19 protein-coding genes are annotated in these 20437 nt (G+C 33.5%); 8 read left to right on the plus strand and 11 right to left on the minus strand.

Annotation, left to right across the window (positions count from 1 at the left end):
* Positions 1 to 207 precede the first annotated feature (207 nt).
* Both NMY3_RS13550 and NMY3_RS13555 read right to left on the minus strand, forming a co-directional pair.
* Positions 208 to 879 (minus strand): GlcG/HbpS family heme-binding protein, encoded by a 672-nt coding sequence (locus NMY3_RS13550; protein WP_196816360.1) that lies wholly within the window; start codon positions 877 to 879, stop codon positions 208 to 210.
* A gap of 900 nt (positions 880 to 1779) precedes the next feature.
* Positions 1780 to 2568 (minus strand): class I SAM-dependent methyltransferase, encoded by a 789-nt coding sequence (locus tag NMY3_RS13555; protein WP_196816361.1) that lies wholly within the window; start codon positions 2566 to 2568, stop codon positions 1780 to 1782.
* Between the two features lie 1277 nt (positions 2569 to 3845).
* Between NMY3_RS13555 and NMY3_RS13560 the strand changes: the two genes are divergently transcribed.
* Positions 3846 to 4151: a hypothetical protein gene (locus NMY3_RS13560; protein ID WP_196816362.1), complete on the plus strand. Its 306-nt coding sequence runs from the start codon at positions 3846 to 3848 to the stop codon at positions 4149 to 4151.
* 73 nt (positions 4152 to 4224) lie between these two features.
* On the opposite strand, the gene NMY3_RS13565 is transcribed toward NMY3_RS13560, so the two are convergent.
* The 3 genes from NMY3_RS13565 to NMY3_RS13575 all read right to left on the minus strand — a co-directional run bounded on the left by NMY3_RS13565 (position 4225) and on the right by NMY3_RS13575 (position 5794).
* Positions 4225 to 4809: a GNAT family N-acetyltransferase gene (locus NMY3_RS13565; protein WP_196816363.1), complete on the minus strand. Its 585-nt coding sequence runs from the start codon at positions 4807 to 4809 to the stop codon at positions 4225 to 4227.
* Between the two features lie 139 nt (positions 4810 to 4948).
* Entirely contained in the window at positions 4949 to 5278 is a 330-nt protein-coding gene (locus NMY3_RS13570; protein WP_196816364.1) for a hypothetical protein, read from the minus strand.
* A 246-nt stretch (positions 5279 to 5524) separates the two neighbouring features.
* Positions 5525 to 5794, minus strand: coding sequence for a hypothetical protein (locus tag NMY3_RS13575; RefSeq protein WP_196816365.1), 270 nt, complete (start codon positions 5792 to 5794; stop codon positions 5525 to 5527).
* A 568-nt stretch (positions 5795 to 6362) separates the two neighbouring features.
* Here NMY3_RS13575 and NMY3_RS13580 point away from each other — a divergent pair.
* On the plus strand, positions 6363 to 6956 hold the full coding sequence (locus tag NMY3_RS13580; RefSeq protein ID WP_196816366.1) for a hypothetical protein: 594 nt from the start codon (positions 6363 to 6365) through the stop codon (positions 6954 to 6956).
* Positions 6957 to 7516: 560 nt separating this feature from the next.
* On the opposite strand, the gene NMY3_RS13585 is transcribed toward NMY3_RS13580, so the two are convergent.
* On the minus strand, positions 7517 to 7888 hold the full coding sequence (locus NMY3_RS13585; RefSeq protein ID WP_231100088.1) for a hypothetical protein: 372 nt from the start codon (positions 7886 to 7888) through the stop codon (positions 7517 to 7519).
* 1455 nt (positions 7889 to 9343) lie between these two features.
* On the opposite strand from NMY3_RS13585, the gene NMY3_RS13590 reads away from it, so the two are divergent.
* On the plus strand, positions 9344 to 9694 hold the full coding sequence (locus NMY3_RS13590) for a hypothetical protein (protein WP_196816368.1): 351 nt from the start codon (positions 9344 to 9346) through the stop codon (positions 9692 to 9694).
* Positions 9695 to 11634: 1940 nt separating this feature from the next.
* Here NMY3_RS13590 and NMY3_RS13595 read toward each other — a convergent pair.
* Both NMY3_RS13595 and NMY3_RS13600 read right to left on the minus strand, forming a co-directional pair.
* Positions 11635 to 12198 (minus strand): methane monooxygenase/ammonia monooxygenase subunit C, encoded by a 564-nt coding sequence (locus NMY3_RS13595; protein ID WP_196816369.1) that lies wholly within the window; start codon positions 12196 to 12198, stop codon positions 11635 to 11637.
* Positions 12199 to 12404: 206 nt separating this feature from the next.
* A complete protein-coding gene (locus tag NMY3_RS13600) occupies positions 12405 to 13037 on the minus strand; it encodes a hypothetical protein (protein WP_196816370.1) in 633 nt (210 codons plus the stop codon).
* A 99-nt stretch (positions 13038 to 13136) separates the two neighbouring features.
* Between NMY3_RS13600 and NMY3_RS13605 the strand changes: the two genes are divergently transcribed.
* Positions 13137 to 13568, plus strand: coding sequence for a hypothetical protein (locus tag NMY3_RS13605; RefSeq protein WP_196816371.1), 432 nt, complete (start codon positions 13137 to 13139; stop codon positions 13566 to 13568).
* A gap of 164 nt (positions 13569 to 13732) precedes the next feature.
* Positions 13733 to 14767 (plus strand): NosD domain-containing protein, encoded by a 1035-nt coding sequence (locus tag NMY3_RS13610; protein WP_196816372.1) that lies wholly within the window; start codon positions 13733 to 13735, stop codon positions 14765 to 14767.
* 149 nt (positions 14768 to 14916) lie between these two features.
* On the opposite strand, the gene NMY3_RS13615 is transcribed toward NMY3_RS13610, so the two are convergent.
* Positions 14917 to 16194 carry a 4a-hydroxytetrahydrobiopterin dehydratase gene (locus NMY3_RS13615; RefSeq protein WP_196816373.1) on the minus strand — a complete coding sequence of 426 codons (1278 nt, stop codon included), beginning with the start codon at positions 16192 to 16194 and terminating at the stop codon, positions 14917 to 14919.
* Between the two features lie 278 nt (positions 16195 to 16472).
* On the opposite strand from NMY3_RS13615, the gene NMY3_RS13620 reads away from it, so the two are divergent.
* Both NMY3_RS13620 and NMY3_RS13625 read left to right on the plus strand, forming a co-directional pair.
* On the plus strand, positions 16473 to 16862 hold the full coding sequence (locus NMY3_RS13620) for a hypothetical protein (RefSeq protein ID WP_196816374.1): 390 nt from the start codon (positions 16473 to 16475) through the stop codon (positions 16860 to 16862).
* Positions 16863 to 17491: 629 nt separating this feature from the next.
* A complete protein-coding gene (locus NMY3_RS13625; protein ID WP_196816375.1) occupies positions 17492 to 18415 on the plus strand; it encodes a hypothetical protein in 924 nt (307 codons plus the stop codon).
* A 5-nt stretch (positions 18416 to 18420) separates the two neighbouring features.
* Here NMY3_RS13625 and NMY3_RS13630 read toward each other — a convergent pair whose 3' ends face one another.
* Both NMY3_RS13630 and NMY3_RS13635 read right to left on the minus strand, forming a co-directional pair.
* On the minus strand, positions 18421 to 18660 hold the full coding sequence (locus tag NMY3_RS13630) for a hypothetical protein (protein ID WP_134482855.1): 240 nt from the start codon (positions 18658 to 18660) through the stop codon (positions 18421 to 18423).
* Positions 18661 to 18756: 96 nt separating this feature from the next.
* Positions 18757 to 19014 (minus strand): hypothetical protein, encoded by a 258-nt coding sequence (locus NMY3_RS13635; RefSeq protein WP_196816376.1) that lies wholly within the window; start codon positions 19012 to 19014, stop codon positions 18757 to 18759.
* A gap of 357 nt (positions 19015 to 19371) precedes the next feature.
* Between NMY3_RS13635 and NMY3_RS13640 the strand changes: the two genes are divergently transcribed.
* Positions 19372 to 20433 (plus strand): hypothetical protein, encoded by a 1062-nt coding sequence (locus NMY3_RS13640; protein WP_196816377.1) that lies wholly within the window; start codon positions 19372 to 19374, stop codon positions 20431 to 20433.
* Positions 20434 to 20437: the final 4 nt, after the last annotated feature.

The raw sequence follows: 20437 nt of genomic DNA on the forward strand, positions 1-20437 counted from the left end.
AGAACATAATATTGGGTTTTAATAATCGATACCTGCTGCCCAGAACTAATTTACTCAAAGTATTGATTTTACAAATAAGTTTAATGGATTAGATGTTTTACTGTTTGCCAACCGATCTGACAATTATTCTTTTGTATTTGTGTGAAAAAAAGGAAGGAATGGTTTCGATCCGATTATCTCACATCCACTTTGTCTTCCTGATGTTGACTAAGGACTGGACTCTATTGAAGTTAAGTTATTGCTTCTAGCATTACTAGTCTGATTTGAATTAGGATTGGTCACAGAGGTATTGTTCATTTGATTGCTGGCATTGCTTGTGTCTATGCTGGATATTGTGGAGGCTATTGCTGAAAGTCCTGCTGTGGCACATTCCTCGTCGATTTTACCACTAGGAGCTCCACTTACACCAATCCCGCCGACGACCTCATCGCCTGCTCTAATGGGGAGACCACCAGGAAGGACAGTGAACCCTTCAACTGCTATTATTCCAGGGTTAGAGGTCTTTGCACGCTCCTCCAATCCAGATGTAGGTGACTGGAAGCCCACAGCAGCATATGCTTTGTCTTGTGCAACATCTACTGAAGCGCCGGTAGTTCCGTCACCCCTGGCCAGCAGAATATCTATACCGTCTCGATTCAAAACAGACACGGTGACAGGAAATCCTTTATCGGTACAGGCATCTTGTGTGGCCATTGCTAACTGTTGGGCGACTTTTAATGGAATCGTATGCTGGGTATTTAGAACCATTGATGTTGAATTATCCTCAGTTGCATTGGCATCGTTAATCATCGATGACATAAAGAAAAACCCGGGTCCTGATAATACCATCAGCAGCAAAAATTTTGAATCTCTAAATTTATTAAAAACTGGTAGTTTCATTTTCATTTAATAGCTAGTCGATAGATTATTTAAGAAGTATTTTGTCGAAGTTGTACTATTTTGATAATCTCCTTCTTTAGATTCGGAATGAATATCATGGTGTCAACAAAATCTGCCTCCAGTACATGAAGATCTTTTAGCATACTACAGCATAGTAAATAGCCTGAATGTAATCTAGGTCCAAGCTGATTATAATTCACATGTAATTGAGGCACTAATACTGAAACCAACATTCAAGTCGGCTGTATTAGTAATGTGTTAACAAGAAAAGACATCAAAAAAAAATAAATTAGGCACTCGAATTAATTGTAATAAATACCCATTTCGAAAGATTACCTTTCTTCAATTATCAGAAATCATAGCCCTGTCAGCATGAGGATCAATGTGGACCCTATGCTTTTCCACACATTCGAAAGATCTTTAAACTTGTGATTATTGGATGCAATTGTCTCCCCTCTCGAGCCAAAGTTCAATTCTTTGAAGACCAAAAACTAATCTCTAAGATGAGTGTGAATTCGTCCATCATGAAGGAGAATTAGGAGTAGAATATAGCCAAACCTCTTCATCTTCATTGGTTGAAATAGTTTAGATAAATTTACAAATTCCATCACGTTCTCCCTGCTGTCAAGAGAAAATACTTCAAATCCAGATTGATGACATTTTGTGAAAAAATCTCGAGACAGTCTGTTAACTTCTACCATTTCATCATGGTTTTTCTTAGCTCGACAAAAGAAAATTTTAATCTGCCCACACAAACGTTTTTTATTTGAAAAAGCAGTAGTGCTATTAATGACGAGTCATATCTAAAGAAGGATATCAAAATTATTCAGGGATCGAAGGTACACTTACAAATAATAGGGAGTTTGATCTTTATTCTAATATTGATTTTTTATGAAAATTCTAACTCTTGATCCCAAGGATCATTGAAATTGGGAAATAGAAGAAAATTTCTCCATTTTTCAAATGACTTTTCATGCCCAGATTATCCAACGTAATATCGATCTTAAATAATTGTCTAATTTTGGGTATGTCCTCAGGATTTGGAAATGACGATTCTAATATGCTCTCGAGTCCCATTTCTAACTCATGATGCCTGGATTTTAAATTAGTTAGGCCGGCCTCATGCATTAATCCTCTTAACATATCAAAAGTCATTGCTCCGGTGTGTGAGCTATCGCGTAATTTCTCTACTTGGTTATACGCCTCAACTTTATTTTTATCTGGAGTAACATCAATTATGAAGATTTTTCCTTTTGGTTTGCAAACACGCTTCATTTCTTCAAGTACTTGTTTTGGTTCAATCAAATGATGAAAGCTATATCTTGTTACCACCAAAGAAAAGGAATCATCCCCAAAGGGAAGTCTAGCTACATCCCCTACCTTCCAATCTATATTACTAAGTTTTCTTTCTATCTGGAGATTTTTTGCTTCTTCAATCATAGCAGGAGTTATGTCAATACCTGTAACGTGATTTACTTTATTAGCGAACTCGCAAGCTATAATTCCTGGCCCACATGCCACGTCCAAAACTTTGTCATCGATTTGTGGGAGGCTCATTTCAAACATCAAATCTAATCCATAATGATTTGAATGTTGAGCCATTTGTGAAAATGGAATGGCCTGTTTTGTAAATTGAGATACTATAATGTCATTATGGGATACACCATTCTCATGAGTATTTGAATCCACATTAAGGACATGATTTTGCCAAATATAAAAATTATTCATATGAACCAGTCCAAAGTCAAATACACTACAAATATCCCTTCTAGAAAGTCATGAGCCCGGTGGTAGGAGCGAATTCGCTCATCTATTCCCGAAATTCAAACAAAATCTTTTAGATCCATAAGTCAACACATATCTCTGTTTTCTTATACTCCGACAAGATCTTATCACTTTAAATTTATATGTTTTTTTACCAAAGATAATAATCCTGCAAGTTAGATAATATTCAACATATGCTAGTAACTTTCCGTACAATAATATTCCATTCTTAAACCATGTAAATCTCTATAGGTTGTACGCACTTTCAGGACCTTTTGCAATCAAATCAGCATCTAATCTATGGGAACTCATTTTCATTTTAGTAACTTGCTTCCGTCTGGTCTGCACAAGCTAATAGGAACTAATGGCATTGCAACCGTTGTAAGAGTGATCATTGTTTTAAGCCGTCAATGCAATACCATGTGAGATTATGCATATTTAAAACCTTTCATACAATAGTAACCATATTATTTACTTGGATTGAAATTTGTATCTAGAAATATCAAAACTTTGGTTTCTGAAACTTATCTTTAAGCTTGATAATTAAATAAATTGGATTTCTAGGTCATATAACTACATTCTCAGTAAACATTTATATTCTGATATATGTTTCTATTGAAAGTATTAGATGATTTGTACCAAATGCAAAACAGACTATGAGGTGGAGAAATCATTTTATGATAACAAATTACACCGCTTTGTTTGTCCCACTTGTAAGGCATAAACTCCATATTAAATAATTTAGCCCGTTAATAAATATGAGCCGTTAGATATTTTTGTACATAATCACCTAGGTACAATTAGGTGAATTACTATTACCATGTAGGAAATTACAATTTATATGACATGATGTGACGTGGTGAAGAATTGGCTTAGATTCACACATCTGGTTAGGCATCAATCTTAATACTTTTTATATGTTGAAAAGTTTCAAACAGGTGAATATATTTTTGACACCCTTATTTTGAAGTCGATAGGAAAAGTCAAAATTTTTCATATCGTCTTTATGGATATTTGTGGAATAATTATTAGAAAAAAATTTACTACATCAGAATTTCATTTGTTATCTTGAAGATGTAGAGTCTATTGACCTAGGTCATCAAAAATTGATCCCAAAACATACTCCGGTATTCAAAAAACAATATTGATTGAGCGTGGTTTAGACATCTAACACATCAATGAACAATTGGAATTGACAAAAAGTGTTGGTCAAATTAACTATAATACTTTTAGCATCCAAAGAGGATATTGACAACATGAAAGATTTTGAGGATATGACTCTTGATGAAAGGGAGGAAATTCTTGAACAGGTAAGAAATCTTCCAGATGAACCAAGTGATCCAATAGATGTTTTTACACATTCTTTTAATGAACTCTCTCAGAATTGGTCTAATGTTTTAAAAGAATTTGATAGCATTTATTCAGACTGCAATATAGGGAGTCATAAGAATATTGAGGAAAAAGATGAGAATAGTTGGTGTGCGAGAATCTACCGATATTTTTACTAACAATGTTTTGAGGTCGTAAGCAGTACCTCATGATCCACTAGATTGCAATGTCGACAAAAAATAGCATCACTCATTACCGAGGCTTGCGAAGCATCGGAAAAATGGGAGGAAATTCTTTTACTTGAATCGTACCAAGCAAATCAAAGCCGTGTCGTTTGTAAAAGGAAATGTTCCTTGGATTTGATGATTCGAGATATGCCAATGAATTATCTTTATCACACATAGTCAGTGCATGTAACATCAAAAAGGAACCTAACCCTTTACCATGGTGATGAGGATCCACTCCTAGAAGTGGTAAGTACCAATGGGGTTCATTTGGATGATACTCACCCATTTTCTCAAATACTTCTGGAACAACTTTTTGAGATTCTTCGGATGTAGTTTCTTGAAGTAGTCCAAGAATGGCGTCAACATCAGGATCAACATTTGGAGGTAGCCAAAGTGCAGCACCATGATAATTTCCGATATAGTATGCAGTTTTGTGTTTAAATGCTTTTCCTCCAAAGGCCTTGGCAAATTTGAAAAAATGTAAAAGGTATTTCTGTGAATCTGGCCATACCCACCGAGTGGCAGGATCGGCTACAAAAGCTAATTTTAAAGCATCAATAACAGCATTTTCTTCAAATCCTGTAGCTGTTTTGACCAATGGTATCGTCATTAATTTCCTCTTCTTCTATATGAAACCATAACATTTTAAGATTTATTCCAGATCTCAAAATTTGAAATGGTTAACACGTCATATATCTTGTATTGCCGGACCTAATTAAAGAAAGATTTATTTGAAAAATCAGATGATATTACAAACTTGAATAATTCATCACAATCACCCAAACCGGAAAAAGGGTCGAAGTTCCACAATGCAACCAATAATTTGGGACGTAAGTATGTGAACCGCTTCTTATTACTTTCCTTAGGATCTTAAACTGTGTTTGTATTGGATCATAACTGTAATCTAATAAGGTTAATTTTAGATTTTCAGAATTTGAATGTACCTTTGAATAGAACTTGCAAAAAACCATAAGGTAGACCAACACCAGAGCAAAAATCTTGTTGTAAAAGGCTTCTGATTCATCGGAATAGGGGGATAAGTAATACTTTAGAAAGGCAAGAACTGATGACCTATTCAAAAACCAATTGACCTTTTGGGCTTTGATCATAGAATAATTACTCTAATAACCTTAAAGATCTACTAATTAGAATTTCGATGAACGCTAATTTAATAATTAAAATTTTATTTCAGATTTGAAATGTAAAATGACTGAGTCTTTAATCTTATCCAAAAAGGATTATATATCATATAGTCTCTTGATAAGTATCATCAAGAATTTTCAGCAATTTATTTCATAGAAAATAACTAAAAAAATGTGGAGGAATTATTGTTGTCCTGCGGCTATGTTACCGTCTTGGAATTGAAGGCCTAAACCTACGTTGTTACAATCTAACAATGATATTGTACCAGTGACACACTGTCCATTTTGTTTATTTGATTGTGCTTGTTCGATTTCTTGTTCTGAATCATTGTGTTTCTTCTTCCCACCTGCATATGCCATGTTATCACCAAAAGATACTACTGAACCAATTAGGGCTGCTGCAATAAATATTGCGAATATTCCTACTTTTTGAGTTTTTGTTATGTTGCTCATTATAGTCAGAATATATAATTGAAATTAATTATATCATAGCTTAGATGCTTACTACTGTTTGATTTCAATAAAACTAAATTATAGTATTTTGCTCGCATAAATAATTTAGTAATATTGTGCAACTTACTTTGGAATTAATATCCACGAGTTGTTTAGTGTGATATTTATAATTCATTCTCCAGTGTTCTTAACTGCAGATACGATACTTTTACATGAAGCCTGGAATCATACTTTAATATTGTAATAATTAGCTAGGGAAGGATGTAGGTGAGCCCACAATCATAAATTTGAATGAAAAAAATTATTCATGTTTATTAACTTTTCCTCCCGGTAATTATTAAGAAATTAGCCAAAAAAAGAAAAAGATTGATGATAGATGTGTTTTTCTAACTGGTTCAAGTATTTAGAATATAAAAGTAGAGATACTTTAGGAAACATCAGGATGAACTACCTCAAAATCAGATTATGAGATCTTGAAAAACCAACTTCATAGCGAATCCTTAGTTGTTCTAAGAAAAAAATAGAAATAATTCAAGAATTTTTTGATAAAAGTATATAATGGATTCAAGTGCTAAAACTGTTAGTTGGAATATTGATTAAAATTCTTGTTGTAGTAACACTTTTGACATTTATCACCATAATTATTGCTGTGCCAAGCTCATTAGCTCAACCAACATGGGAGGCTTATGAAAATAACAACTGTGGTATATCATTAAAACACCCTTATTCTTCCGATATTGTGTTAGATAATGACAAGTCTAACAATAGTTTTAAAATCCAAAGTTTCCAGAACCTTGCGGATCCTGATTCATTGAACATGACCTTGATGGTTTCATGTATCGACAAAGCAATTCCAATAACTCAGGAAAATATGGAATTAGCAAGATCGAGTCTGTTAAAGGATTCCAAAGCTATTGTTATTGAAGATATTTCATTTAATAGAACAGCAGTTGACGGTGAAAAAGCAGGATCAGTGGCAATTAGCAAACCCATCGGCTTAACAGACATCAAAGAGATCGACAAAATCATAGAAACCAATCATTCTGACCATACCTATATATTCAAACTAAATTTTGCCGGAAATGAAGGGGTTAGCGGATTTTACAACAATTATAGGTATTTGTCGGACAATCTTATTGACTCGATAAAATTTTCTCAGTAATTACGTCATTGCAAAAATTGGTGTTAGACATGAAGTAATTTAACCACATCTAGGACAGAACAAGGATAATCGTATGTAATCGTATGATTACCATTATCTGGGTTATCTAAAGAACAATAATTATCCGTAAGTTGCATAAGGTAGCAATCTATTGTTTGACCGATCTGTTCATTATTCACGATGCTCTCTTAGCTTATTCAATTTACCCTCCTATCATGAAGCTACCTGGTTCAAAAGACCTAAGGAATCAGATTCAAGATATGTTCAAAGGCACCTGAGCATTTGTTTATCGCAGTAATTTTATCTAGCTGATTGGCGGAGTCTAATTACAAGCCCAATGATTTAAACAACTTAAAATCGGTTTTTTAAAGGTAGATTCATTTGTAGTTATTTAATATTATTCGTTGCATTACATTGCTCTCGTTTTTTTACTATCGGACTGAGCACACGATAAGAGATCTCTAAGTAATTGAAATGGTGATACTATCCAAATTTGGTTTCATGAAAGTATAGCGAAACAAACTCGATCTTGGCAAGGGTTGAGAGAACTTAATCCAAAATCATCGCTTCAGCCGCTTAATAATTTCAACTAGTTCATATACTAATTCTACCTCTTCTTTAAGAATATCATGTTCCTTGAGATAATATTCATATTCGTTCTCCAATAGAACAATACCACGATCTAAATCTTTCCCATATATATTGAGAACACTTCTCAAAAACACGGTATTCAAATATTGACTTTTTCCATAATTTTCAGATTTGTCAAAAAGAATACCTATATTATCTAAAATAGTCTTCTTATTCAAATCCAATGAATTCAATATGAGATTTGTTTGGGCGATTACTATTGGATTATTATTATTTTGTTGTTCTAGTTTTATTAAGCTGCGGAGGCTATTCTTGTAAAAATCAAACGCATTTTCAACCATTCTAGAATAGCGTATAAAACCATTAAGATAATCTTCATCTATCATTTTATTATAGATAAGAAAGCGTATTTGTCTCTATAAATACTTCAAATATGATAAAAGTTTTCATTTCTGTTGAAAACACGATATTCATATGTGGACCAATTTTTATCCACAATATCAATCAGGAATACAGTGGATCACTTAACGAACATCTAATTTATTACTGGTGGGTCATTTTGTTCCTTCGTGATATAACCTAGTTTAACTATATATCTCAAATTCCTTATCAAATATTTGAAGATGTAATTATATGAAGACCTATTGTAAATCTAATTGCATCAGTCTAGCCAAAAAAGCCTTCATCTGAATTCATAACAAAGGAACAAGAGTTTGAATTGGTGACGACCCGTTTGATTTTTCGACCACTCTTGAGGCGCGAGTCGAGTTCTAACAACCAATTATTCTGTGGATTCATTTTGGCCCTTAATTTACTGAAAATTAGGACTGAAGTATCATATACCAACAACTAATTTGGGATGAAAACGCCGTTGCATAAAAATAATTATGAATGCAGGTGTCCAAATGCATCGAATTGAACTACGCGTACTATGAATACGTAGCAAAATTATTTCAAACAAATAGAAAATTAGTTGGTACTATTTGTTGTTTGCTTCTTTTTTGGTTGTTTGAATATATTCATTATTTTGTCTATGAATGAGTTATTAGTTTTTGTCATTTACTACTTGTATATATAGGACGGATGTCTATCTTAAACCTTCTTATGGCTTTTTGGCTGTCATATAGGCGTTTTCAAGTCAATGGGTCAAATAGTTACTATTACTATTTCTAGTCTGAGGAAAATACTTCCTCATTGTACACAAAAATATTTTTTGATCGGATGTACAAAGAAACTTTTGAAATGGTCTGAAATAAAACGGTTGGTTAGATCCGGAAAGCAAACTTTAGGCTTTAGTGAATCCAGTGACCGTGTTCAAAACTGAATTCAGAATACTTCGTGTTTTTTATTTTTGAGATTTCAAATGAGAGAGTGTAATTTATGTGATTAATTTTGGGAAAGATTGAATTCAGGGATTTGCCACTTTCAAATTCACACGATGAGCTGACCGAATGAAATTCTAGTAAATAGAACTTCTGTAGTTCCACTATAGCATTGACCGTATCCTTTTCTTGAAATGGTTAAGAGTTAGTAGGATTTGTTGTCGATTTGGAAACATTTTTTTTCATTTTATATACCTTGAAAATATCCTTTTTGCAATCAAGTCCATAATACTTAAATTCAATTACTATATGTTAAATCAAGTCGATTATGAAATTCCCACTATCAGGTTCACAAATCTAGTAGTAAAAAACCAGACAATTATTCTAGAAAAAATTTAACTATCAATCATAGTATAGCATTGTATTAAACCTAATTATACATATATTTTCACATAGTGAGTTATGGCGATTACCTTGTCATCATCTGCATCAACCACAAATTCGCTTATGGAAGAAGATGAAATGAGGTTCCGTTTAGAGAAAATAGAAGAATGTAACTTGCTCCTTAGAAGATTAGATGGAGGAATACACCATGTAAAATGGGATGGAATCTTGCCATTGGCAAAATATTCAGAAAAGTCAAATATACAAAAAAAAATAGAAATAAGAATTGAATCAGATATTGAATATGGCAGATTTATTTATCTAAGAAAACCATACATTACCAAAAAAATAAGGATATGTGGAAGAGATTCATCATGGATAAAATCTTGGAAAACTGAGCAAATAAGCGAATTAGTATCAAAGCTTTCTTTTCTAAAATGAATTAGGATAGTATGACTTCAAGCTTTTTTACTGAGAACTAACTACATAGGTGTTAATTGCTTACTCAACTTTATAGAAAATGCAAAACTTTTGAAATCCATATCAAATTGAAAACGCTTTATTGATTTATTTCTGTTTAAGACTAATGATCGGTCAGGGACTTGGCAGATTTAATTTCAAACAAATTTACATATAATTAGCAATAATTAAATCGACTAGATCTCTTGTGTAATTAGTTCAAACACCTTTTGAAAAGACGTGTGTGAATATGTCGCAATTTCTCTAAATTATTTTAAAGCTGATGCAAGAAGACAGATCAAACGATATTCGTGTTACAAATAAGGCTGAAGGTGTTGACTGACCGTTTGATTTAAATTTAAGCCGAATCGTGTATAGATGTATTAAGGGAAATTAATTAAATGAATGTGTTTCAAGTGACAAGTGACACAGGTTAACTTTTCTTAGAAAAACAAATTTATTCCTACTATTGATAAAAAGATTCAATCCAACGACCACCACCAGATTGTGACTATATACTAAATATATGTTAATCAAGTTATAAAAGATAGAAAGAAGATCTACTTTGTGTAATTAGTCCAAAACAGATTATTTCTGTACATCTTATGTAAAGATGTCTTTTCCATTTGTTATCCTACGATAGGTTATCCAGGAAATCAGCACTTTTTAAGTCATTCACCGGTCTGTCAGTCAAGCAGTTTGATGATATTTATAAAGTAATATATCAAATATCCTATCCAAATCATGAGATAATGTGCTTCTCAAAATAAGAGAAATAGAGAGAAAGAGATATTTGGAGCTGGCTGGTAGACGACGTTTCAAACTGGATGTTAAAGTCAGGTTATCATTATCATGGTCTTGGGTATACTATCGTCTATGTACCTCACCTATGTCTTGACAGGTTTTATGTTTGACCTTGGCTTTCTAGGAGTGGAAAAAAACTTTCCTAAACAAAAATCATCAATACCTATCAAGAAGGAAAAAGGTTCCCAGCTAACTGCATAATAGAAAAAGATTACAACAAGAACCATTCTGCAAAAAGAATAGTGGTAGAACACGTCATGCATTCTGCAGAATAAGAAAGGTACAGGGTAATGGATGATGTGCTTAGGATTAGGTTAAGAAAGTATGATAAGATATCAGTCATGGTATCTTGATTGATAAACTAGAGAATAACGAAAATCGGTTAGCTACAGAGACAGATGATGGTCAGAAGAGATTGCTATCTTTAATAATTACGCAAGAGGTCTGCTATTTAATCTTGTTCCTCACGAGATATATCGACATAATACAAAATCTCTAATGTCTTATTGATCGAAAATTAAGTTAGAATGAAAGCATATTTAACAGGTTAAGTATAACTAAATAAAAAATTGAATAGAGTTTAAATAGTACATTTTATCCCACATTGAATTAAAAATCACCTATCATAACTAGGTTTGGTGTATAAATTGATACGTTCTATGCATGTGACACACACATCATCCATAATACCTGATAAATTAGATAAAGATTGTTCAAATGAATATCTGAAATTATTGTATCTTGTAATTATTAAATGGCGAAATCAATTATTTAATTGATATTAAATTGCTATATGCGTGAAAGAATATCTGAATTCAGTAAACTAATAACTATCCGTAGCATTAATCGAAATAACACTCATTTTCCGTTGAGTTAAATTATCCGAATGACTGAAATCTAAGTTAAATAGTAGGCAACAAAAGTTCTGCAGGTCAACAACGAAAATAGGATGAGCCTGTTCCTGACCAATATTTCTAATTATAAACATCTATGTAAGTTACAGCGTAATTTTAGAACTTGTCATCAGCGGATATGTCATGAACACCATGTATCTAAATACAAATTAATTGATGATTTAAAACTAAAGGTAGAACAAAACAAAAAAACTAAAAAAAAGATTATGGAACTGATCTGCTGTAGAGTTTTCCTTCTAATGCTAGTTTGTACATTTCTGCTACATAGGGGTTCCTTGCAGGAGTTTCGGCGCCAAGTTCCACCAAACGTGCGTATACTCTAACTACATAGGCCAAAGCACCCATGAAAGCTACTACTACACCCATGTTAAACATCCAGTGGTTAGGTACTGAAAATATTTCTTCAACAAACCAAAAGTGCCACATTTCATTGATACCAATGGTGAACATGGTAGCTAAATAACCGATAATGGTTATCTTTAGACCCGTATTCATTGAATTGTTTGGCCCTCTTAAAGCTGGTACTCTCCTGTCATACATTGCAACAAATCCCCAACCTAGTGGGAGTGCAATAAAGTGACTGTATAACCACCAATGAGCTGGTGTAAATGCACTGTCTCTGATGGCTGTTTGATGCAATGATCCGTCAACAAAGTTGTCTACTTCTACTGATGCAGCAATAGACCCTAGCATAATGACCATTAAATAGATCTTTTTTAGCCTTTGGATTTCTACTTCCTTTGGAATTAATGCAGGCATTTGTGCCATTTTACTATCATTATGTCTTCGTCGATTAAATATATAAGATGTGAACTAAAATATTTATAAATAATACTAGATATTGATGTAATATTATATGATTATTAGACTATTAATTAATTAATTAACTAAAATTCTGATGTTTTATCATAATTGCCAAGCTTATCTTCAATGATTATCATTAGTGATAATTTTGTTCAAAAAAAATTTGGAGATTATTTTATAGTTATGTTCTTGTTCAATTCGAAAGTTTTTCCAGAATTTTCATCCGTAATCTTGTAAATAATGACATAATCACCAGCGGGGAAAGGTACAGATTGTGTCACAGTAAATGGTATGAAAACCTCCTTATTCTGATTGTGTGATATTATGTTTCCGATTGGTACATTTTCCTGGCCTCCGAGAATGGTACCATTAGAACTTGTTATTAGAAAACTGGCACCAAAGTCGATGGAGAAAAGTGGGGTTCCATCTTCATCGGTAACATTATTATATTCAAAACCAACCGGTTCAATATACAATATTATTGATTCTCCAGGAGAATAAGAAGTAGAATTCTTTTCTTCATATATTCCGAAACCACTAGGTTCTGATGTCACAAATAAATCCTTATTTGAGTAAAAGCCACTTGAACTATTGGTGTCACCTGTACTATTGGTGTCACCTGTACTATTGGTGTCACCTGTACTATTGGTGTCACCTGTACTATTGGTGTCACCTGTACTATTGGTGTCGCTTAACCCCTGTGCGTTGGCCTGTTCATGGTTAGATCCATTTAAAGAGCTACCCATGACCGCAAGGAACAAAAGTGCAAATAAAAATACAATCTTTGATGATTTATTTTTCATACTACATTTCTTTAATTTTTGATAATTTATTAAGATAGCTGTGAAATGGTATGCAATTTTAGAATTAATTTAATAAATATTCTTGGTAAACGTACATGGATGATAAGTCTATTAGAATACCTCCCGATAATAACTTCGGGACTTTTGTTCCTGGCCATCCTAACCTTGGTTGCAAATAGAAAAAATTTGAGATTGCAGAGCGAATACCAAATATATGCAAGGATGATAGAGGCAAGACTGAAACTAGAGACCTCAGAGCCTTTTATAAAGATGGCAAGAGAAAGCCCATTCTATGCAGACAGATTTGCCCTAGTGGATAGCCCTGACCAATTCTACATGCTGAGGGCCTTCATAGACTTATACGAATTCATTTATAGACTTCACAAGACTCATGTAATTGATGATCAACTTTGGCTAAGGTGGATGTCATCTGCGAAAGCCATGAAATCAATTCCTAAATTCTTGAATGTATGGGAAAAAACTAAGTCAGTCCATTCACCTGAGTTCGTCAAGTTTATTGATTCCTTATAGCCGAGAAGACTCTAGATAATCTTCAAGAAATGAGCTTGGAGGCTTATCCCTTCATTCGTTTATTACGAAATAAACATAACAATCATCAATTACAAATCCAATGTCCTTTCTTATTAGAAAATTACTGAAAATCGATATATTTTTTTAAAATATACATAATGTAAATGGCAATACAACACAAGAAAATCTTATCGATTGCAATACTAGCATCTTTACTAGTTTTTAGCTTCACCGTTTCATCTTCAACGGCTATTTCCTTTGCTCAACGGGATGGAAGTAGCGGAGGAAACCAAGCTGCAGCTCAAAACAGTCAAGACGGAAATAATGACTCAGAAAGTGGAATAAGTCAATCTAGCTCCAGTTCTCAAAGCTCTGAATGTCTATCTGGAGGAAGTACCACAGGTAGCTGCAACAACATAAGTGTGCAAGCAAACCAGAATGGAAATGACGAAGAGGAACCAGTAAAGAAAGCACCAGTAACACCAGAAAGTGAAACACCAGCAACTGCCGAAGCAACAGGCCCAGTCAGTGCATCTGTCTCTTGCGGAGAGGTAATCAAACAAAGTGTCAAATTGACTTCCAATCTTGATTGTAAGACTGATGGTATAATCATTGGAGCAGACGGAATTACAGTAGACTTAAACGGTCACACGGTTTCTGGACCTGGTGTAACAACATCTAAAGTCGGATTCATGTTGAGCGACAAAGACAATGTTAACATTGTAGGCCCAGGTATAGTCCAAAACTTCCAAGCAGGAGCACTAAATACAGGCGGACAGGACGACAAGATATCTGCTGTAACATTTACCCAAAACCAAATAGGATCATTTAACACAGGCGCAGCAAGAACTACAATAGAAGACAATTTGTTCTTTAGTAACAACATTGGTGTAGCATCTCATTCCTCAACAGGGACCCATTTGATTACAAACCTATTCAAATCAAATGACCTTGCTGGAGCAACATTTGTAAACTCTGCAGCAAACGAGGTATCATTTAACACCATCCAAGGTTCAGTAAGTGGACTGTTCTTTGATGGGCAAAGTAGCGACAACACAGTCAACGCAAACAACATCTTAGACAACAAAGGCGTAGATATCAATAATGCAAACGGCCTCCCATTGAACGTGAACAACAACCTATTTAACGACAACAACTGTAATTCATCAATTCCAGTTGGCCTCTGTCTAGGTAAATAATACCACCTTTTTTTTCTTTAAATCTCAATTAAATACATAATTTTCTTACTAATAATCAATCTGCCTTTTGGATAAATATACTCCTTAGTTATAGAATATTTGAAAAAAGATCATTATTCTGTTTGTTTTCTACTTTTGCACATCTTGAACTATAAGTTGTCTTTTATAGCAAGTTCATATAGCTGATCTGAGAGTATTGTGAACCCCAGATCGAAATTAGAAGTTGAATTATTTAGAGCCCAAGTGTTTAATACTAAGGTAACCTTGTCCCTATCAATATGAATAATTGGGTGATGGTTTAACATTTGGGCCAATTCGCTAACCATGTACGAAAATTTGACAGATTTAGGGAAGCTGTCAAAGATAAAAACTTTTGATAAATTCTGGGTTTCATTAATACTATCTCCTAACGCTTTCCAACCATCAGACTTTGTTAAATAGTCTAGGATAGTATCATATTTAATAGATTGATAATTATTTGTCAAATTCTTTTGTAATTGTATTAAGTTTTGTTTCAAAATTTCCCCAATACTAATATTTGTACTTATTAATCCTCCGCTTGAGTAAGTGAAATTCTTATTATTGATGTATGAATGAGAAGGAATCACCAACAGGTCATAGCGGGTTTCATAATCCCATCCTATTGGAAGTCCGAATGACATACTCTCATTAGTAACGCCATTACGTTCTTTAGAAGTATTAGAAAAACCGCCTTCAAAGGTGATTGTGTGTTTTCCTACAGTTAATGGTTTCAGAAAAACCCAGTTGCCGTCAGAAATGGCAGCACTTATTTCACCTTTAGTCAGATTCAAAAAATTATTCGCAGGCAGTGAAAAATTAAACAAAGGAGATTGAATTCGGTATTCATCTAGATTCAACAAAGGTCGATCATCTAATGTTGCATTCAAGTGATTAACATGATTCTGAATAGATTGCGCACACTCCATTAATCCATCCTCATTTTTTATCAATGGATATTCAATGTAAGAACATTCGGAATTAAGTATAGGAAACAGAATTCCTATATTATCAGGTATAAGACAGGATCGATTTGCTGAATGATTAAAAGTTCCATCAAGAAACCAGACCGGACCATATTGGTTAATGTTGCAATTGATTCCATAGACATCATATGCAGGATTTTTGTTAAGAGGGATTGAATATGCCCACTTCCACCATTCAGCAGTCCAATCTTTATATGATTTTCCAAATATTTGAGATTTGTTATCATACATAACATCGGAAGTTGGAAGATTAGCGCGGTAGTCATAAGAATGTTCCTTACCATAGGCATTTTCCATCATGTAGACTAAGGGGAGCAACTGACTCAAACCAAGAAATATCATTATCAAAAAAGGGAATAGAATATTTGTTGTAGTGCTAAAGTGTCCAAATAAATTAAATCCAGAGATGAAGTTATTTGTCATGGTGATATCGCCAATCTAGGATTATATAAATATGATTTTACTGATTAGAGACATTTAAGTAAATGAGCAGTAAGGATACAATAACAGAAGTTTTGTAGCATTACTCTATTGAATCAATAACATCTTGAATGTATTACTATTGAAAGCTGCACGATTTCGGATAATTATATTTATGATGAAAGGTATAGATAGCTAAATACCATATATTATTCCTTTTCTCACAGATTGATAGCTAAGATTCGATAAATTATTATACAAATTATGTATTTAAAAAATGGATGAGCGGCATTGACACTATTGTAAAGAAATTTGATGAATTTGAAAATTCAATGAAAGAGGGACTTCCAAAAGTGGATCAGAGGTTGGTTATTGATATGCTTCATCGAATGAAAAGGGATGACTCACCAATGTATACGATTGAAATATTTCTCAAGGAAAAACCAAACACTGAAGAAATAAGGTCCATTATTGAACAAGGTTTGGGGGTAATGCCTGCGTTTTACGATCATGGAACTCACATAGTGGTAGCACATCGATTTAATCTGCAGATGCTTGATTATGTATCAAATAATTTGAATGTTGAGAAGATCAGAGGGACATTTACAGGAGCAGGCAGAGGGGCTTCTATAGGTCCTGTATTTGAAAGAGACGATAGACCAGATTACTAGTGCAAAGTATAGGCAAGGAAAAGCGAAATCTGATATTCACTGGATAGGAACATGTTTCTTATTTTTGGTTATACACAAATTAAACTTTCCTAGTTCCTAAAAGCTCACTTTCTTTGCTTTTTAACAAGCCGGTATTTAAGTGGTAGTAAGGATAGGATAGGTTAAAGAAAGTAAAGCTACTATGTAGATATCTAAAAAAAGGAGCACGCAAGTGGAAGATGGCTGATCAAACCCGATATGCGTTACTTTCACAATGTACTAGCTTAGAAATACTATCAAGTCAGCTCAAGTTCTTTATTATTTTACTGTGTTTAAAATAACCATTTGAGGTATCATGTCTATCGAGTTGCAAATTTAGAAAAGTGGAAATTAATCTAGTATGAATCAATTTCAAAATCAAACCAAAATAGGAATTTACGTGAACAAAAACCCCCATTTAGCCCTATAGAAATCAAGATTTTCGTTTCCTACTATGTACATTTACAAATTTGCCGTATTACTCTAATCCTCAAAAAATACTAATATTCCCAATAATCAAAGAGGAAAATTGATAAATTTGTTCGTAATTTATTAACTACTTGGAGTAAATTGATTTTAATATCCGACCAATTAATTTAATGTGAGCATTTATGGACAAACATATTTCTTATTTGTTGGGATCAAAATTTCCTGGATTGGATTCCATTTTAATAGGGTGTCATGCCGATAATGGAATAGTTCCCCATGAATGTTGCGAATACGATATTATAACTTTACATGATAAAAACATGCCATTACATCAAGATCTGATCCATAAAAAAGGACCTATTTTGGTACGTAACAATGAAAGTATTTATGAGATCTCGATATTATCCGTACAAGAGTTTATCGAAAATTCAAATATTAATTATGCCAAATTTGTTCAATTTCCAAGCCAGATTCTGAGATCCAACATTGTTAACCATTTTGTTGATAAATGTAACAAATATCACAAATCATTTAACTTCAACTTGAAAACTAATACTATTAGAAATATTTGCGAAATCACAAATTTGCACAATTTACTTTCAAGTGAAATTGTAGATGAAAAATTCATTTCATTCCAATTAAAGATGATTTCGCTTAAAACCTTAAAGATAATTATTCAGTATCACCTTAATTCAGAAGATAGACCTTCTCATCTTAAATATCAAATAAACCTTGTCAAGCAAAATGAGAATTTGAAAACTAGGGAACATATCGATCTTCTTTTAGAATATATTGGAACTGATAGAGCAAACATTTCTACATTAACTAGGAGCGAAAAATCATTAAGGTTTTTAATTAGAGGTGAAGACATGTCAAGTAATAGTATACTGTTAGACAAGCTAGATTTTTTTAAGAAAAGATCAATGTATGTGGATGGCGTTCTACTAATTAGTAATTTTATTCTAGACAGAACATTTGATAATGATCAATTAATTAAAAAATACAATAAATTATTGAACCTAATAACCGACATTCAAATTAAAGAAAAAATAACGATGTTAAAGGAAGTAAACTTACTATTAGAAATTAATAAAAACCTAATCTAAAGTAATTATTGAATCACTATTGCTTGTTCTAGTGGTTCAACTGTTTTGTTTCTTGCCCTCAATTTTGCTTTATATTTTAAGTTTCTTGGTTTAGTTCTTAGCCTATATCCACAGCATGGACACCATAAACCATCCCATTTTATGAAAATTTCACAAATTTGACATCGCTTTTGACCGCTTGCGTAACGGCCCGATCCCACCGGCTTTTGAGCTTTATGTCTGATACAAATACCTTTACAAGTCATACTTGAAAACCATATCAATGTCGGCGATCTCACTTATAAACTTATATAAGCTTCAATAGATATTTATAACTAAATAAAAAATGGAGTTGATGTAGTCTAACTTGTCACTGATACATTCTTTGGTTGGAATAGCTCATGCATAGTCAGGTATTCATCTAATTTCATCCTTATATCATCCTCTGTCGTGTCATCCATGCCAGAAAACCCTGCTTTAAAACTGATTTTATTTCCTGAAACGTTTACATCTGAAACCTCCATATCTGCATAAACATTCCCCATTTCATTAACCCATTCTTGTGCTTCGTTTGTATCAAATCCCTCTGCTTCTATGTTCACATTAAACATCTTGGTCACATTATACCACTGCTTTTTTTTTATTTAGGATATTAATAAAGATGACGTAATGCGATGCAATCAGCAGAACGATTCATCTTCATTTCTCCTCCTCAAATCCCCAATATTTCATCAAGTCTTTTGTAAACTTTGAGGCTTGGTCCTCACTAAGAGGGTCGCCGCAATTTTTGCAAGAAGGGACTACCTTCATACCGTATAATTTAAAATCCACATCATAAAAGTGAATTTTTGCGCAATTACACATCTTATGAGTGTATACATTCGATTTGCTAATTTATCTCTTCTTACTTCTATCCATAAGAACCCGAGTATGTAGTAAACATTTAAAGAGTAAATAACCCTAATTATATGATACAAATGAATAGGAAAAAAACGGTAACTAAAATAACAGTATTTTTTCTAATAGGAATGCTAGTGGCATCAGCCGCACAGGTTAATCAATTAATTGGTATGGCTTTTGCTCAATCAGAAAACTGGTATGTAGGCAAAGGTGTAAAGCCAGATACTTATTATACTTATGAAATCAAAAATTCAGATACTAATCAAGGACAGCCCTTTACGATGACTATTTACTTTAAAGAATATAATGAAACGGGAAAATATTGGGTAGCTCCAACGTTTGTAGTTGATCAGGGTAAAGTAATCAATGGTACACTGTACCTCAGTGATTTGGATCTTACTGCCTTAGGATCTTCACCTATTCCTTCTGAGATGATCCCATATCGTAGTGCTTATGCTACAACATTGACATGGCTTTCAGCGTTTGTACCAAAGCCTGGGCAGTCATTAAGTTCTCCAACTTGGGGTAAAATAGCTGCAATAGGTGGATCGGAGATAAAGCCATCAGGTGGTGCTAAAGTCACAACCCCAGCAGGGTCATTTGATACTACGGATATATCCTACCACAAGAGTGTTGATAACCATATTTATCCAAACAAAGACATGCCTTACCCGATAAAAGCAGAAACGTTTGCAGATGTTACATTTGGGAAACCACCAATCCAATATGCCTATGAATTGAAAGCAACTGGATCAGGTCAACCACCAGTCCCAGAAAGCCAAATCGAAATTCCAGTACCCCCATTAAATCTTCAGACACCCAGAGGAACCTATAATGTTCAGCTGTTATGGGAACCAGTTGAAATAAAAGCAGGCAATAACACTAATTTTGGTGTAGTATTTACTGACGATAAGAGCAACATCGTCCAAAGAGTAACATACGGATATACGGTAATGGACGGGAACAAAACAGTAATAGACGAATTCAAGAATCAAAGAGCAAATGATGGAACCGGTCAATTTACGTATAAATTTGACACTCCAGGAGAAAAATATCTCCAGATCACCTTAGAGACTGCATCAGGGGAGGATCTGGGAATGTTTGTTGAGTCTGCTACTTTTGGCCTGGTAGCTCAATAAGTAA

Origin of the sequence: Candidatus Nitrosocosmicus oleophilus (assembly GCF_000802205.1) — an archaeon.
Lineage (GTDB): Archaea > Thermoproteota > Nitrososphaeria > Nitrososphaerales > Nitrososphaeraceae > Nitrosocosmicus > Nitrosocosmicus oleophilus.

Coding starts and splice junctions, on each gene's coding strand:
- NMY3_RS13630 (WP_134482855.1), bottom strand. CDS start 18,660: ATGACTTGTAAAGGTATTTGTATCAGACATAAAGCTCAAAAGCCGGTG.
- NMY3_RS13620 (WP_196816374.1), top strand. CDS start 16,473: ATGAGCGGCATTGACACTATTGTAAAGAAATTTGATGAATTTGAAAAT.
- NMY3_RS13625 (WP_196816375.1), top strand. CDS start 17,492: ATGGACAAACATATTTCTTATTTGTTGGGATCAAAATTTCCTGGATTG.
- NMY3_RS13615 (WP_196816373.1), bottom strand. CDS start 16,194: ATGACAAATAACTTCATCTCTGGATTTAATTTATTTGGACACTTTAGC.
- NMY3_RS13605 (WP_196816371.1), top strand. CDS start 13,137: ATGATAAGTCTATTAGAATACCTCCCGATAATAACTTCGGGACTTTTG.
- NMY3_RS13640 (WP_196816377.1), top strand. CDS start 19,372: ATGAATAGGAAAAAAACGGTAACTAAAATAACAGTATTTTTTCTAATA.
- NMY3_RS13575 (WP_196816365.1), bottom strand. CDS start 5,794: ATGAGCAACATAACAAAAACTCAAAAAGTAGGAATATTCGCAATATTT.
- NMY3_RS13565 (WP_196816363.1), bottom strand. CDS start 4,809: ATGACGATACCATTGGTCAAAACAGCTACAGGATTTGAAGAAAATGCT.
- NMY3_RS13585 (WP_231100088.1), bottom strand. CDS start 7,888: ATGGTTGAAAATGCGTTTGATTTTTACAAGAATAGCCTCCGCAGCTTA.
- NMY3_RS13595 (WP_196816369.1), bottom strand. CDS start 12,198: ATGGCACAAATGCCTGCATTAATTCCAAAGGAAGTAGAAATCCAAAGG.
- NMY3_RS13550 (WP_196816360.1), bottom strand. CDS start 879: ATGAAACTACCAGTTTTTAATAAATTTAGAGATTCAAAATTTTTGCTG.
- NMY3_RS13600 (WP_196816370.1), bottom strand. CDS start 13,037: ATGAAAAATAAATCATCAAAGATTGTATTTTTATTTGCACTTTTGTTC.
- NMY3_RS13610 (WP_196816372.1), top strand. CDS start 13,733: ATGGCAATACAACACAAGAAAATCTTATCGATTGCAATACTAGCATCT.